Genomic DNA, 14818 nt, shown 5'->3' with positions numbered 1-14818 from the left:
AATGATTAATAATTCAAATAATTTATCCGCCAGTCTAGCAGCGTTCGTTCGACTTTGGTAATCATAACCATTCTTAGCGTAAGGAACAAAATGATGAATCTATCTCATTGTCTAGAATATTTGATTTGGTGATTTGTTTGACCTATGGTAGGATTATTAGTTGGAAATATAAGATGACTGAAGGTGTCATAATATGATTTATTTGGATAATAGTGCTACAACGCAGCCCTATAAAGAAGTACTTGATGCATATCGAAAAGCAGCTGAAAATTTTTTTGCTAACCCTTCTTCTCTTCATCGAAAAGGTGGAGAAGCAGAGCGATTGTTTCGACAAGCGAGAATGAGTATTTCAGATTTGTTACAAGTGAAAATGAATGAAATTATTTTTACTTCTGGTGGAACTGAGAGTAATAATTTGGCTATTAAAGGTTCAGCACTTCAATATATGAATCGAGGTAAGCACCTCATTACTACGAGTATAGAACATGCTTCCGTTTTGGAGTCCTTCCGGCAACTTGAATCCATGGGATTTGAAGTGACGTATTTACCTGTTAACAGAGAAGGAAAAATCTCTCTAGATGATCTTGAAGAGGCGCTCACTCCTGAAACCATTCTTGTTTCTATTATGCATGTGAATAATGAGATTGGTGCTATTCAACCAATAAAAGAAGCGGGAAAGTTGATTAAACAAAAATCACGTGCTTTCTTTCATATTGATGATGTTCAGGGAATTGGTAAGGTGCCACTCAATTTCAATGAAGTACAAGCTGATTTAGTCTCTTATTCGGCGCATAAATTTCATGGGCTAAAAGGTAATGGGGTATTAATAAAACGAGATAAACTGTCTTTATTTCCACTGCTTTCAGGAGGGGGACAGGAAAACGACATTCGCTCAGGTACAGAAAATGGTCCTGGAATTGTCGCGATGGCAAAGGCTCTTCGATTATATTTAGGGAAAGCGGATGCTCAAAAGGAGAAGTTAAAAACTTTACAAACGCTGTTGCTAAAAGAACTCTCCGATATTGAATGCGTGAAGTTAAATAGTACTCGATTAGGTGCTCCGCATATTGTTAATTTCTCAGTCCCTGGTATTAAGCCGGAAGTATTGATTCATACGCTTGAGGAAAAAGAAATTTATGTGTCAACTCGTTCGGCGTGTTCTTCCAAAACAGCAGCAGCAAGTCACGTATTAACATCTGTTGGTTTATCAGATCAAGAGGCAAAGTCGGCTATTAGAATAAGCCTTTCTTTTGATACAACAATAGAGGAAGTAGAATTCTTTCTTGAAGAGCTTCAAAAAGTAATACCTAAACTAAAACATGTAATGAGGTAATAGCTATGTATGATCATATCATTCTTCGCTACGGGGAAATTTCACTTAAAGGTAAAAACAGAAAAGGATTTATCACTGCTTTGAAAAAAAGAGTGAAGCAGGTATTGTCTGACTATCCATCCATTGAGGTTCATCAATCTTTTGACCGAATGATTGTGAAATTGAATGGAGAGGATCCAGATCCGATAATTATGAAGCTAAAAACGATTTTTGGCATTCACTCCCTTAGTGTCGCCATCAAGACAGAACACGATCTCGATCTTATTAAAGAAAAGGCATTACAGCTTGTTAAGGATCAAATGGGTAATGAAAGTATGACTTTCAAAGTAACAGTTAGGAGACCTTTCAAGCAATTTCCACACCGCTCACAAGATATGAATCGCGATATAGGCGGTTATGTTCTTACTAACACAGAAAAATTAACGGTGGATGTGCACAATCCCGACATGGAATTGAAGGTAGAAGTGAAGCAAGATGGCGCTTACCTTAGTTGCGATAATTCTGAAGGTGCTGGTGGTCTTCCAACTGCTCAAGATAATAAAGTAATGTTGATGTTATCAGGTGGTATTGATAGTCCAGTCGCGGGTTATTTAACGATGAAAAGGGGAGTGAAAGTAGAAGCTGTTCATTTTCATAGCCCCCCTTTTACAAGTGAGCGTTCACGCCAGAAAGTAGAGGATCTTGTAAAAGTTCTCTCTCGATACGGTGGAGACATTCGCCTTCATATTGTGCCGTTTACAAATACACAGAAATCAATTCAAAAAGAAATGCCTGATAATTACAGCATGACAATTATGAGAAGAATGATGATGCGAATCACAGAAAAGTTAGCAGAAAAAAGTGGAGCACTGGCCATTGCAACAGGGGAAAGTCTTGGACAAGTAGCAAGTCAAACGATTCAAAGTATGAATACAATTAATGAAGTGACAAATTATCCTGTTCTAAGGCCACTTATTTCTATGGACAAAATTGAGATCATGAGGATTTCAAGGGCTATTGACCTGTATGATATCTCGATTCGGCCATATGAGGACTGTTGCACGGTGTTCTTGCCAGATGCACCTAAGACAAAACCAAAACGGGAACATGCAAATAAATTTGAACAATACTTACCAATTGATGAATTAGTAGAAGAGGCTGTAAGTGGTGTTGAAACGATTGTTATTAAGGAAAAAGATGATTCATTTGATGACTTACTTTAATCTTCCAACATTTAACCATACTACCAATAGTTAATGAGAATAACCCTCCCTTTTCTATCAAATGATAGTGTCAAGGAGGTGAATAACTCATGGCTAATAACAGCTCAAACAACCTTGTTGTACCAGGTGTACAACAAGCTTTAGATCAAATGAAATACGAAATTGCTTCTGAATTTGGTGTGAATCTTGGTCCAGACTCAACTTCACGTTCAAACGGTTCAGTTGGCGGCGAGATCACAAAGCGTCTTGTTCAGCAATCTGAACAGCAATTCGGAGGATACTCCAAATAATTTAATATAATGGCTTGGAGAAGGTGAATTAGACACCTTCTCCTTTTTTATCGGGAATAATGTTCAAAACTTTCATACTTTTATGTATAATATAATTATTGCAGAATAAAGGGGGATAAGAATGCAAGACTTAATTGCACCTGAACATTATAATCTAACAAGCGAGATGGAGCGCTTTACTTCTAAAGAACATAAAGTGGCCCTGAAATGGCGAAGTGATAAAGGCGAAGTTCAAGAAATTACATATAAACATTTATTTGAAAAGGCGAATCGCATCGCTGGTGCGCTAACTGCCCAGGGATTAACAAGTCAAGATCGTGTTTTGATCATGATGCCCAGGTTAATTGATACATATGCCGTATACATTGCCTGTTTGAAAGCGGGTCTAGTCGTTATTCCTTCTTCAGAAATGTTGAGGAAAAAAGATTTGATCTATCGAATTAATCATGCCGAAGCAAAAGCGGTTATTTGTGAAGCAGAACTTATTGAATCATTTGAAGGTGTAGAAGACGAAGCGCCTTCTTTGGAACATAGATTCATTGTAGGCAATCGTGCTAATGGATGGATATCTTTACTGGATGAAGCTAAAAATGAAAGCGCTTCTTTCGCTGGAGTGGCCACATCAAGAGAAGACATGGCATTCCTTTCCTATACGTCTGGAACAACGGGAAATCCTAAAGGCGTTGTTCATAGTCATGGTTGGGCATATGCTCATTTAAGAACTTCTTCAGCCTCATGGCTCGATATTCATGAGGGAGATAACGTTTGGGCAACTGCAGGACCAGGGTGGCAAAAATGGATTTGGAGCCCTTTTGTTGCCACATTATGTAGTGGTGCAACTGGTTTTGTTTATAGCGGTAAATTTGATCCAGAAGCGTACCTTGGTTTTCTTTCAGAATATGATATTAATGTTTTATGTTGTACACCAACAGAGTATCGCTTAATGGCAAAAGTAGATGATTTAACTAGGTACAAATTGCCTGCTCTCAGAAGCGCCGTTTCAGCTGGTGAGCCGCTTAATCGTGAAGTAATTGATACGTTTAGAAAATATTTTCAGATTGATGTCAGAGACGGCTATGGTCAAACTGAGAATACATTGCTTGTTGGCATTCTAAAAGGGATGGAAGTAAAGCCAGGTTCAATGGGGAAACCAACACCTGGTAATCAAGTGGATATTATTAATGAAGATGGTCAACCTGTTCAGGTTGGAGAAGTGGGAGACATTGCCGTCCATAAGGATGTACCTGCTCTTTTCAAACGGTACTATAAGGATCAGGAGCGTACGCAAATGGCCTACAGAGGTGACTATTACTTAACGGGGGATAAAGCTTCCAAAGATGAGGATGGTTACTTTTGGTTTGAAGGTAGAGGTGATGATATTATCATTAGTTCCGGATATACAATTGGACCATTTGAAGTAGAGGATGCTCTTGTGAAACACCCGGCTGTACGGGAGTGTGCGGTCGTCGCAAGTCCTGATGAAGTTCGCGGTAATATAGTAAAAGCGTATATTGTACTGAAAGATCCCAATCAAGCGGGAGATGCTTTAGTTCGTACACTACAAGATCATGTGAAAGAGCTAACTGCGCCTTATAAATATCCAAGAAAAGTTGAATTTATTGAAGAACTTCCGAAAACAACTTCGGGTAAAATTAGAAGAATCGAGCTTCGTCAAAAAGAAACTCTTGGGGCGTCTTAGAATAGAGGATACAGTAAAGAATAAGAAGAAGACCTCAGTGGTCTTCTTCTTATTTTTTTGCTTTATTTTTGATTAAAGCTTCAATCTTATTTGCCTGATCTCCTGCATTATCCTGCTCCATTGCTTTAATATATGTCGAGCGGTTCTCAAATGTTTCACGCACGGATTTTAAGAAAGAAGCTTCTGATAAATCTTCCTCCAATAGAACATTCGCATAGCCTGATTTCTGGAACGATTGGGCGTTCAAAATTTGGTCCCCTCTACTTGCAGCTCTTGATAATGGGATGAGTAACATTGGTTTTTTCAATGCAAGGAACTCAAAAATAGAATTTGAACCAGCTCTTGAGACAATTAAATCAGACATGGCTAATAAGTGAGGAAGTTCATCTGTTACATATTCGAATTGCTTATACCCCTGCATTTGTAAATTTTCATCCATTTGCCCTTTACCGGTCAGGTGGAGAATATCAAATGTTTGTAAAAGCTCATCTAATTGATTGCGAACAGCTTCATTGATTCGTTTTGCACCAAGACTTCCGCCCATAATTAACATAACAGGCTTTGTGCCAGTGAATCTGGCAAAAGAGAGGCCAGTGGAGCGTTTTCCACTTTTTAGTTCATCACGAACAACTGCGCCGATATATTCCGCTTTACTTTCAGGCAAATGGTTTACCGTTTCAGGGAAAGTTGTACATACCTTTGAGGCGAAAGGGATGGCTACTTTGTTAGCGAGTCCCGGTGTTAAATCAGATTCATGAATAATGACAGGAACTCCATTCATTTTTCCGGCAATTACGACAGGTACAGATACAAATCCCCCTTTAGAGAAAATGACAGAAGGCTTTTCACGTTTAATAATGGAAAAAGCCTCTCCTACACCTTTAATTACTTTAAAAGGATCTTTGAAGTTATTCCAGTCAAAATATCTTCTTAGCTTTCCAGTAGCAACATGATGATAAGTAACCCCTTTGACAGGTTCAATTAACTGACGTTCAATGCCGTTCTCAGAACCGATATAATGGATATCCCAGTCGTCTTTTAAAAAACGAGGAATTAGTGCTAAATTAACTGTAACATGCCCTGCGGAGCCGCCACCTGTAAATAAGATTTTCTTTTTCAACGAGATTTCCTCACCTTCAACAATTGTCTTGCATATACTCTTTGTTATTCTTATTGTATCATGATTGAAAAATCAACCAAGAGTTTGATGAAAAACCAGAAGATTCACAGTTTATATGTGGAATGATACAATTAGCTCACAATTCACATTTACATAAAGGAGAGAACATCAGTGGGAACGCTTTGGTTTGGTGGTAAGATCTATACGCTTGAACATGAAAATGAAACGGTAGAAGCCGTCTATACAGAAAATGGCCGTATCAAAAAGGTCGGGTCTAAATCAGAACTAACCTCTATGTTCGAGAAGGAAATGACAGAAAAGCATGATTTAAAAGGAAATGTCATGATTCCTGGCTTTGTGGATAGTCATCTCCACATGATTGGACATGGAGAAAAACTTCTGCGTCTCGATTTATCTGAGGCTACTTCAGGGGAAGAGATGAAAAGACACCTTATTAACAAAGTGAATGATACAGCCTCATTTGACTGGGTGATTGGGGAAGGTTGGAATGAAAACAACTTTCAGGACCGCAAAATCTTCCACCGTGATGAATTAGATGATATTGCTCCAAATAATCCAATGATGTTAACAAGAGTGTGTAGACATGCCATACTTGCAAATTCGATAGCCCTTGATCTTGCAGGTATAACGGATGATACACCAGATCCTGAAGGTGGTGTAATCATGAGGGATAATGAAGGCAGAGCAACTGGTTATTTATTGGATCGTGCCCAGGAACTAGTGAAGGATGCTATGCCTGAAGTAAGTACTGAATATCTTGAAAAAGCTCTGTCTTGCTCAGTCGATGACCTTGTAGCGAAAGGCGTTACGGGTGGTCATAGTGAAGATCTAAATTACTATGGTGGTTTTAAACGTACTTATGAGACTTTTGTAAATGTTATTAACGGACAACGTAAATTTAGAGCTAATTTATTAGTCCATCATGAAGTAATCGAGCAGATGCGCAAGCAAGGATTAGGTTTCGGTGATGGAACAAATTATGTGGAGCTAGGTGCGATGAAGATTTTTGCTGATGGCGCACTTGGTGGACGTACTGCTTTATTGAGCGATCCATATAATGATTCTCCTGATACTTCAGGAGTTGCGATTCATAGCATTGAAGGACTTGCCGAACTTGTGAAGAAAGCAAGGGTTCATGATATGCCTGTTGCTATTCATGTAATTGGTGATCTGGCACTCGAGTATGCAATTGAAGCGATTGAACAGTACCCTGCTCCATACGGGCTTAGAGATCGCCTTATCCATACGCAGGTCATGCGTGATGATTTGTTGAAACGATTAAAAGAACTTTCAGTTATACTTGATATTCAGCCAAGATTTGTCGCTTCGGATTTTCCATGGGTAATGGAGCGTCTCGGCGAAGCAAGAATGAGGTGGTCATTTGCATGGAAAACGCTGCTTAATAGCGGCGTCCCAATTGCAGGTGGATCAGATGCACCGATTGAACCTGTGAATCCATTATTAGGTATTCATGCAGCAGTTACGCGAAAGCGTCCTGAGGAAACACATAGTGGATATTATCCTGAACAGAAATTATCTGTGTATGAGAGCGTCTCACTTTTTACTAAAGGAAGTGCGTTTGCAATTGGAAGAGAACATGAAAGAGGTTTGATTAAAGAGAACTTTGAAGCGGATTTCACTGTATTAAATCGCGATATATTTAATTGTGATCCAGACCTCATTCTTGAAACAGATGCTGTTATGACAGTGATTGATGAAACAATTGTTTATCAAAAAGAGCGTGGTTCTCTCTTATAGAAAAAATATTTACTAATATAAATCTATGTGAACTTATATAGTTGATAACTCGGTTTTTTAGCTTAAAGCGATTGGTTATCACCGATCGTAAATAAGCCGAAGTTCAACGATGTTCGTTAACATAGTCAATAAAAAAGAAGCGCCGCACATTTTTGCGACGCTTCTTTCGTTTAGAGGAAACTTCTTTGAACTTTATGCCAGAAAGAATTGTTTTTAAGCTTTACCGTTTTAATGCGTTTTTCTGGGATATGAATTTGAATTTCTTGAGCATGTTGAATGCTCATTGCTTCATTGTCAATACCAATAACAGGATAATCATTACCATCCTGTATAACTTGAAGAGAAAGCGTTCTCTCATCACTTAGTATAAAAGGAGAGCCAAGCGTTCGGTAATGATTATTGTTTAGTGAAGCGAGTTCACTTACTTGCATACAAGCAAGCTTTGGATCTACCACAGCACCGTTTACGGACTTGTTATACGCCGTGCTTCCTGTTGGTGTAGAAACAATGAGACCATCTCCACGAAATGTTTCAAAGTGAAAATCTTCCACATAAACTTCCATGGCAAGTGTCTTAATAATTGAAGAACGAATGGTGCACTCGTTCAAGCAATAGAAGGATGATTCATTGTTCACTTTTACTTCAATCGTCGGGTAACGGCGAACTTCAATGCCTTCTGATAAAATGTCTCCTACCATATTTTGGATGTTGTCGATGTGGAAATCACAATAAAATCCGAGCTCACCAGTAGAAATTCCTACATAAAGGCAATCTTCTCTGAAACCTGTTTTTCTAACGGCTTGAAGGAAAGCACCATCTCCTCCAATACTTGCAATAATGCTAGCTTCTTCAGGGGTTTCTACGATATGAAAATCGTTTTTTTCTGCTAGTGCCTTTAAGGGTTCTACTTTCTCCTGAATTTCTTTTGACTGCTTATAGAAAAAAAACAAATTCCGTCGATTTGGCATGTGAATTCCTCCCTGTCTATCTGTTTGTCTTCTTTACTTTATCATTATCGCATTTTAGAAAAAAGAAAAAATTATGATTTCGTTCAATTATTCAAGGCTATGAATGATTGCGGAAAGAAGAGTAAAGTGTACTTTCTATAGTTCCCTATCTCGTCACACTAAATTTGTTAAAACACTTCTATGGAGTGCGGTTCCTTATTTTGTATGGTATTCTCAAAAATATGAAACCAATAAGTTGGCTTCATCGTACATAAGATAGCATCAGGATATAGAGGAGGCTTACTATGAATGGAAAACGATGGATCGCCCTCGGCATTACCGCTGTTTTGATTATCGTATCAATCGGGTTTAATTTTGTTTCTAGTCTGGCATTTGGAGGATGGCAGGAAGAAATGAATACAACGGACCAATTTGCAGAGACGGTTATTGAAGAAGGTAGTAGTTCGAATAAGATTGCGGTTTTGAATGTGGAAGGAGTTATTCAAGACACTGGCACAAACACTAGTTTTCTTCCACAGACTGGATACAATCATGCTGTGTTTATGAAACGTTTGGAGCATGCTGGGGAAGACAACAGTGTTAAAGGCATCATTTTAAGACTTAATACGCCAGGCGGCGGGGTAGTAGAAAGTGAAGAGATTCATGATAAGCTCTTAGAGATTAAAGAGAAAACGGATAAACCCATTTATGTATCAATGGGAAGCATGACGGCTTCTGCGGGTTATTATATTTCAGCTCCAGCTGATAAAATCGTTGCGAGTCCTTCCACGATTACAGGTTCCATCGGTGTTATTATGCAGTCGATGAACTATGCAGAACTAGCTGAGAAGGTAGGAGTGAAGTGGGAGACAATTAAGAGCGGTCCACATAAAGATATTATGTCTCCTAGTCGTGAAATGACTGATGAAGAACGGGACATTCTCCAATCAATGATTGATAATTCATATGATGAATTCGTTCGGGTAGTTAGTGAAGGTAGAGGAATGGATGAAAGTAAAGTGAGGGAGCTTGCTGACGGAAGAATTTATGATGGAAGGCAAGCGAAGGAAGTTAACCTTGTTGATGACCTGGGAAATCTTGAAGATACAATTGCCGGTATGAAAGAAGAGGTGGGGGATCGCAAGTTACAAGTGGTTCAATATAAGCAAAACTTAGGATTAAACTCTCTATTTGAAATGACGGCAGCTAAGCTCATGGGACCTGATAAAGATCTCTTAGGCATCCAGCAGTTATTATCCACTCCACAATCCCCTAAGTTAATGTATTTATATTCTGAATAAGGAGGCAGGCAGAATGGATGAAACAATGAGTACGACTGCCTCTCCCGCATCGTTAGAGAAAGAAGTGAAGCACGAACGTTTTGCTGGCTTCTGGATGCGCTTTTGGGCATATTTAGTTGATATTATTGTTGTAGCAAGTTTGAATGGAATTCTGATTACTCCTATGATCAGAGGGTTTGATCTTCCTGCAAATGAACCTGCCTATCTGCCGCTACAGGCGATATTAACAGGTATCGTGTATTACGCTTATTTTATACTGATGACTAAGTTCTTATCTCAAACGCTAGGGAAAATGCTTTTTGGTTTAAGGGTAGCCTCTGTTAAAAGTACGACTTTATCATGGGGAACGGTTATTTTTAGAGAAGGCATTGGACGATTTATTAGTAAGACAATCTTATTTGTTGGTTTCCTTGTCGTTGCTTTTACGAAAAAGAAACAAGGAATCCATGATTTGTTCGCTGATACAATTGTTGTGCACGAGGAATAGGAACATACTGAATGAATAAACCTGTCCATATTGGGCAGGTTTATTTTATACTCTATTTTCATGAATACTGTCTCAAAATAGAAAGGTATATGGGAGGAGGCTATTCATTGATTATTATTATTGTTGCTATATTTGGCTTATTAGTGATTGCCTCCTTACCCCTTATTGTTTTTTCGACTGTAAGAGTAACGTTCACAATAGAGCACTCTACTTCAGTTGAAGAAATTCAAATAGCGGTGAAAGCCCTCTTCGGATTAGTAATTTATGAGACAACCATACCACTTGGAACGTTATTAGAAGGTGGGGAAGAGGCTGTCAAAGCAAGCAAAGAAGAAGATGGGCTGAAAGGTGATCTCAAAGAGGTCATCCAGTTACTGAAAAAAACGCTTGGGGCTAAAGCATCTGTTTTGTTTTTTCTTAGGAAGACACGATTTCGAACGATTCAATGGGAAACAAATTTTGGAATGGGAAACGCAGCGAGTACTGCAGTAGTAGCTGAACTTATTATGAATACAAAAGTCGCTATCTTCACACTTTTATCACATTACTCTAATCTTCATTCAGTCCCTCAACTCATCGTAACACCAATTTATGAAGTGAAAACGATTCAAACTTATATACGATGCATGATTACATTTAAACTGGGGCATGCTATGATCGCGGCAATTAAATTAATGAAGTCTCAAAAGAATGTACAGGAGGCTTAGCGGTTTAGTAAGTGAAGGAGGAAAACACAAAATGCCTGAACATCCAATTGAAGGACTTATGCAGACTGCAATGGAAAATCTGAAAGACATGATTGATGTAAACACGATTATAGGTGACCCTGTCGAAACCCCTGATGGAAGCGTCATTCTAACGGTGTCAAAGGTTGGGTTTGGATTTGCTGCTGGTGGTAGTGAATTTATGCTAAAGCAACAGTCTAATCAGCGTGATCAGCAAGGGCAAAGCAAAGGCGATCCTTTTGGTGGAGGTAGTGGTGGTGGTGTTTCCATAACACCAATTGCGTTTTTAATTGTAAGTGCTGGCGACATAAAGATGATACACCTTGATAACACCACACATCTTTATGAGAGATTGCTCGATCTTGCCCCACAGGCAATTGAAAAAGTACAAAGCATTCTTCAGAATATGAATCATGATACTAAGGGAAGAAGAGGAAACGATCATCAAAGCGATTCACAATCTTCGCGACATACATCCCAAGGAAAACACCTCTTCCGTGGTCATAAGAGACAGCAGGATGACGATAAGCAGGATTTGGATTTTTAAGCTACTTTTAATTAAAGTAGCTTTTTTATATGGTCTTTAGCTTAGATCCTTCTGCCATTGTGGGTTGTTCTAGAAAACTAAGTTGCATTAATCGAACATAAATACGTCTGGTTCATAAAAACTGAGTTAGAAAGCCTTAGCTGATTTCTTGAAATCAGAAGCGATGGCATATATGATGAAAACAGTCGTACATACGACCAATTATGAAGGAGGTATGAACATGGCTAATATTACATTTAAAGAAACGCCGATGACACTTTTAGGGGAAGAAGTAAGAGCGGGGGACAAAGCGCCTGATTTTACTGTTCTTGCTAATGATCTATCTGAAAAAACGCTTGATGATTATGCAGGTATTCGTCTCATTAGTGTCGTACCATCACTAGATACAGGCGTTTGTGATGCTCAAACACGTAAATTTAACGAAGAAGCTGCTAAGCTTGATAACGTGAAAGTGTTAACAATTAGCGCTGACCTCCCATTTGCCCAGAAGCGCTGGTGCGGTGCTGCTGGAATTGAAGATGCTATTACTTTATCTGATCATCGCGATCTTTCATTTGGTAAAGCTTTTGGCGTAGCAATGGAAGAGCTTCGTTTATTAGCAAGAGCTGTTTTTGTAGTAAACAGTAAGGACGAAGTTGTATACACAGAATATGTTAGTGAAGCAACAAATCACCCAGATTATGACGCTGCACTTGACGCCGCTAAGCAAGCTGAATAATGTAAACAAACATGGCAAGGACTTCGATGACGTGATCGGAGTCCTTTTTTAACGGAATTGTATTGTGATCTATAATTCATAGACGTTAGTGTAGAAAACTCTCGATTAGCCATAAACTTTTGCAAAGAATAAACAGTCACTCTCGTAACAGATGATCTTCCGATGTTGCGAAAGAACTCAAGACTGTTTACAATAGAGACGGCGAACTGATAGGAGGCCAATCAATGACCGAACTAACTGTAGAAAATTTATATAACGTGCTTGATGAATCGACGCTAGTTATTCAAAATAAATTGGAAATGTCGTATCTTGAAGCTCTCGTTGAGACAGGTTTAAACATATTCGAAAATAAAGTATTACAAGAGGAACTAGATACGGATACCGTTGTCCGTCTTAAAGCTCTTTATGATTCATGTGATCTTGAGGGTGCTAAGAAAGAAACAGTGCGTAAAGGAATCCAGCTTGCACTTCTGAAAGGGATGAAGAAAGGAATTCAGCCTCATCATGCCATGACTCCAGATAGCGTTGCGCATTTAATCGGTTATCTTGTGAAAAAATATAAAGATGTATTAAATATAGAGGAAATGAAAATTCTTGATCCTGCAGTAGGAACAGGAAATTTACTCACTTCTGTTTTAAACCAATTAGAAGGTGAGAAAGTTGAAGCATTCGGAGCGGAACCAGATGATCTTTTATTACATTTAGGTTTTGTTAATGCGAATTTGCAAAAACACCAGGTAGAATTTCTTCACCAGGATAGCGTAAAGCCACTTTATATTCCCCAAGTTAATACGATCGTAACTGATTTACCTGTTGGGTACTATCCTCATGAGGAAGCAGCTGCAAAATACGAATTAAAAGCAGAAGAAGGGATGTCTTACGTTCACCATCTTCTTATTGAACAAAGCTTAAATATGACAGAAGAGTCTGGTATGCTCTTCTTTATGATTCCAAACTTTCTCTTTGGAGATGATGGAGCAAAACAAGTAAGGAATTTACTAAACGATCGCTCTGTTATCCACGGCATTATTCAATTGCCTACAAGTTTATTTGCGAATGAATCGCAAGCTAAAAGTATTCTTGTTACTCAGAAAAAAGGAGAACATACGTTAAAGCCTAAACAAGTCATGATGGCGAAACTTCCGTCTTTTTCCAATCGCGAAGCGATGTTGAACATGATGCAGCAGATTAACGGTTGGTTTTCACAGCTTTCTTAAAGTTTATGAAACGTTTACAAATCTGAATTGACGGAATACTTGAATGTAAGCGGTTTTCATCTTGAATAAAGTAATGGTCGGTGTTTAAATAATAAGAGTGCTAAAGATAGAAGGGTCTGACCCTTCTATTTTCGTGTCGTATTCTAATTTTATTGAATTAAAGGAGCTGTCACATATGGCGAAAATAATCGCAATCAACGCCGGTAGTTCTTCGTTGAAGTTTCAACTATTAAATATGCCGGAAGAAACTGTTATCACTAAAGGACTCGTGGAGAGAATCGGCCTTGATGACGCCATTTTTACAATAGAAGTGAACGGTGAAAAGAGAGAAGAAATCACAGATATCCCTGATCACGCAGTAGCAGTTAAAATGCTTCTAGACAAGCTGATTAGCTTTTCAATCATTTCTTCTTACGATGAAATTGAAGGTGTTGGACACCGTGTTGTTCATGGTGGGGAGAAATTTAATGATTCTGCATTGATTACTGAAGATGTGCTTGCTGGAATAGAAAAAGTATCAGAGCTTGCACCATTGCATAATCCAGCAAACCTTGTAGGTATTCGCTCTTTCCGCGAGATTTTGCCAGAGGTTCCATCTGTAGCCGTATTTGATACAGCTTTTCATCAGTCAATGCCTGAACAATCATTCTTATATAGCTTGCCATACGAATATTATGAAGACTATGGTGTTCGTAAGTACGGTTTCCATGGTACTTCCCACCAGTATGTTTCAGAGAGAGCGGCAGAGATGCTTGGTCGCCCGCTTGATCAATTGCGTCTCCTTTCTTGCCACCTTGGTAACGGTGCGAGTATCGCAGCTATTCAAGGCGGAAAGTCAATTGATACATCAATGGGCTTCACTCCACTAGCTGGTGTGACAATGGGAACTCGTTCAGGTAACATTGACCCTGCTTTGATTCCATTTATTATGGAGAAAACTGGTCAAACAGCGGAAGAAGTTATGAATACATTGAATAAGAAAAGTGGTCTTCTTGGAGTGTCTGGTTTCTCAAGTGATCTTCGCGATATCACTAGTAAAGCAGAAGCTGGAAACGAACGTGCTGAATTAGCACTAGAAGTATTTACTTCTCGTATTCATAAATACATTGGGTCTTATGCAGCGCGCATGTCAGGACTAGACGCTATTATTTTCACAGCAGGTATCGGTGAAAATAGTGACGCGGTTCGTGCACGTGTACTTCGTGGACTTGAATTTATGGGCGTATATTGGGATCCAGCTCTAAATAAGGTGAAGGGGAAAGAAGCATTCATTAACTACCCTCACTCACCTGTCAAAGTAATGATTATTCCTACTAATGAGGAAGTCGTCATTGCACGTGATACAGTTAGGCTTTCAAAATAAACTTTAGAGGAACAGCGTATCTTAACAGATGCGCTGTTCTTTTTTTACTCCTTATTCCACCTTTGTTGGAAGTTTTTGATTGGAAAAGCT

The 14818-nt window shown here is 38.8% G+C and carries 14 protein-coding genes; 12 read left to right on the top strand and 2 right to left on the bottom strand.

The window, feature by feature from the left end; all coding sequences use genetic code 11:
- Positions 1-193: 193 nt before the first annotated feature.
- From Q4550_RS09810 to mbcS, 4 genes are all read left to right on the top strand, one after another.
- Positions 194-1333, top strand: a complete 1140-nt coding sequence (locus Q4550_RS09810; RefSeq protein ID WP_303532211.1) for a cysteine desulfurase family protein — start codon at positions 194-196, stop codon at positions 1331-1333.
- On the top strand, positions 1333-2535 hold the full coding sequence (thiI, locus tag Q4550_RS09805; RefSeq protein WP_276511810.1) for a tRNA uracil 4-sulfurtransferase ThiI: 1203 nt from the start codon (positions 1333-1335) through the stop codon (positions 2533-2535). The genes Q4550_RS09810 and thiI overlap by 1 nt, the downstream gene beginning before the upstream one ends.
- Before the next feature lie 89 nt (positions 2536-2624).
- On the top strand, positions 2625-2825 hold the full coding sequence (locus Q4550_RS09800) for an alpha/beta-type small acid-soluble spore protein (protein WP_098444548.1): 201 nt from the start codon (positions 2625-2627) through the stop codon (positions 2823-2825).
- Between the two features lie 115 nt (positions 2826-2940).
- Entirely contained in the window at positions 2941-4524 is a 1584-nt protein-coding gene (gene mbcS, locus Q4550_RS09795; protein ID WP_303532341.1) for an acyl-CoA synthetase MbcS, read from the top strand.
- A 49-nt stretch (positions 4525-4573) separates the two neighbouring features.
- On the opposite strand, the gene Q4550_RS09790 is transcribed toward mbcS, so the two are convergent.
- Positions 4574-5644: an undecaprenyldiphospho-muramoylpentapeptide beta-N-acetylglucosaminyltransferase gene (locus tag Q4550_RS09790; RefSeq protein ID WP_303532207.1), complete on the bottom strand. Its 1071-nt coding sequence runs from the start codon at positions 5642-5644 to the stop codon at positions 4574-4576.
- A 171-nt stretch (positions 5645-5815) separates the two neighbouring features.
- Between Q4550_RS09790 and Q4550_RS09785 the strand changes: the two genes are divergently transcribed.
- Complete coding sequence (locus Q4550_RS09785) at positions 5816-7423, top strand: amidohydrolase (RefSeq protein WP_303532206.1); 1608 nt, start codon at positions 5816-5818, stop codon at positions 7421-7423.
- 170 nt (positions 7424-7593) lie between these two features.
- Here the strand turns inward: Q4550_RS09785 and Q4550_RS09780 are convergent, their stop codons facing one another.
- Positions 7594-8391: an NAD kinase gene (locus tag Q4550_RS09780; protein WP_194219266.1), complete on the bottom strand. Its 798-nt coding sequence runs from the start codon at positions 8389-8391 to the stop codon at positions 7594-7596.
- 284 nt (positions 8392-8675) lie between these two features.
- Between Q4550_RS09780 and sppA the strand changes: the two genes are divergently transcribed.
- The 7 genes from sppA (at position 8676) to Q4550_RS09745 (ending at position 14728) form a co-directional block, all read left to right on the top strand.
- A complete protein-coding gene (gene sppA, locus Q4550_RS09775; protein WP_303532205.1) occupies positions 8676-9671 on the top strand; it encodes a signal peptide peptidase SppA in 996 nt (331 codons plus the stop codon).
- 13 nt (positions 9672-9684) lie between these two features.
- Positions 9685-10158, top strand: a complete 474-nt coding sequence (locus Q4550_RS09770; protein ID WP_303532203.1) for an RDD family protein — start codon at positions 9685-9687, stop codon at positions 10156-10158.
- A 107-nt stretch (positions 10159-10265) separates the two neighbouring features.
- Positions 10266-10865 (top strand): DUF2953 domain-containing protein, encoded by a 600-nt coding sequence (locus tag Q4550_RS09765; RefSeq protein WP_303532202.1) that lies wholly within the window; start codon positions 10266-10268, stop codon positions 10863-10865.
- A 31-nt stretch (positions 10866-10896) separates the two neighbouring features.
- A complete protein-coding gene (gene ytfJ, locus Q4550_RS09760; protein ID WP_303532201.1) occupies positions 10897-11430 on the top strand; it encodes a GerW family sporulation protein in 534 nt (177 codons plus the stop codon).
- Between the two features lie 220 nt (positions 11431-11650).
- Positions 11651-12148 (top strand): thiol peroxidase, encoded by a 498-nt coding sequence (gene tpx, locus Q4550_RS09755; RefSeq protein WP_303532200.1) that lies wholly within the window; start codon positions 11651-11653, stop codon positions 12146-12148.
- A 224-nt stretch (positions 12149-12372) separates the two neighbouring features.
- Positions 12373-13365, top strand: a complete 993-nt coding sequence (locus Q4550_RS09750) for a class I SAM-dependent methyltransferase (protein WP_303532199.1) — start codon at positions 12373-12375, stop codon at positions 13363-13365.
- Between the two features lie 175 nt (positions 13366-13540).
- Complete coding sequence (locus tag Q4550_RS09745) at positions 13541-14728, top strand: acetate kinase (protein WP_303532197.1); 1188 nt, start codon at positions 13541-13543, stop codon at positions 14726-14728.
- Positions 14729-14818 lie beyond the last annotated feature (90 nt).

Source organism: Anaerobacillus sp. 1_MG-2023 (assembly GCF_030547345.1).
Taxonomy (GTDB): domain Bacteria; phylum Bacillota; class Bacilli; order Bacillales; family Guptibacillaceae; genus Guptibacillus; species Guptibacillus hwajinpoensis_B.
The sequence above is the reverse complement of the archived record's forward strand: the minus strand, read 5'-3'. Positions and strand labels throughout refer to the sequence as shown.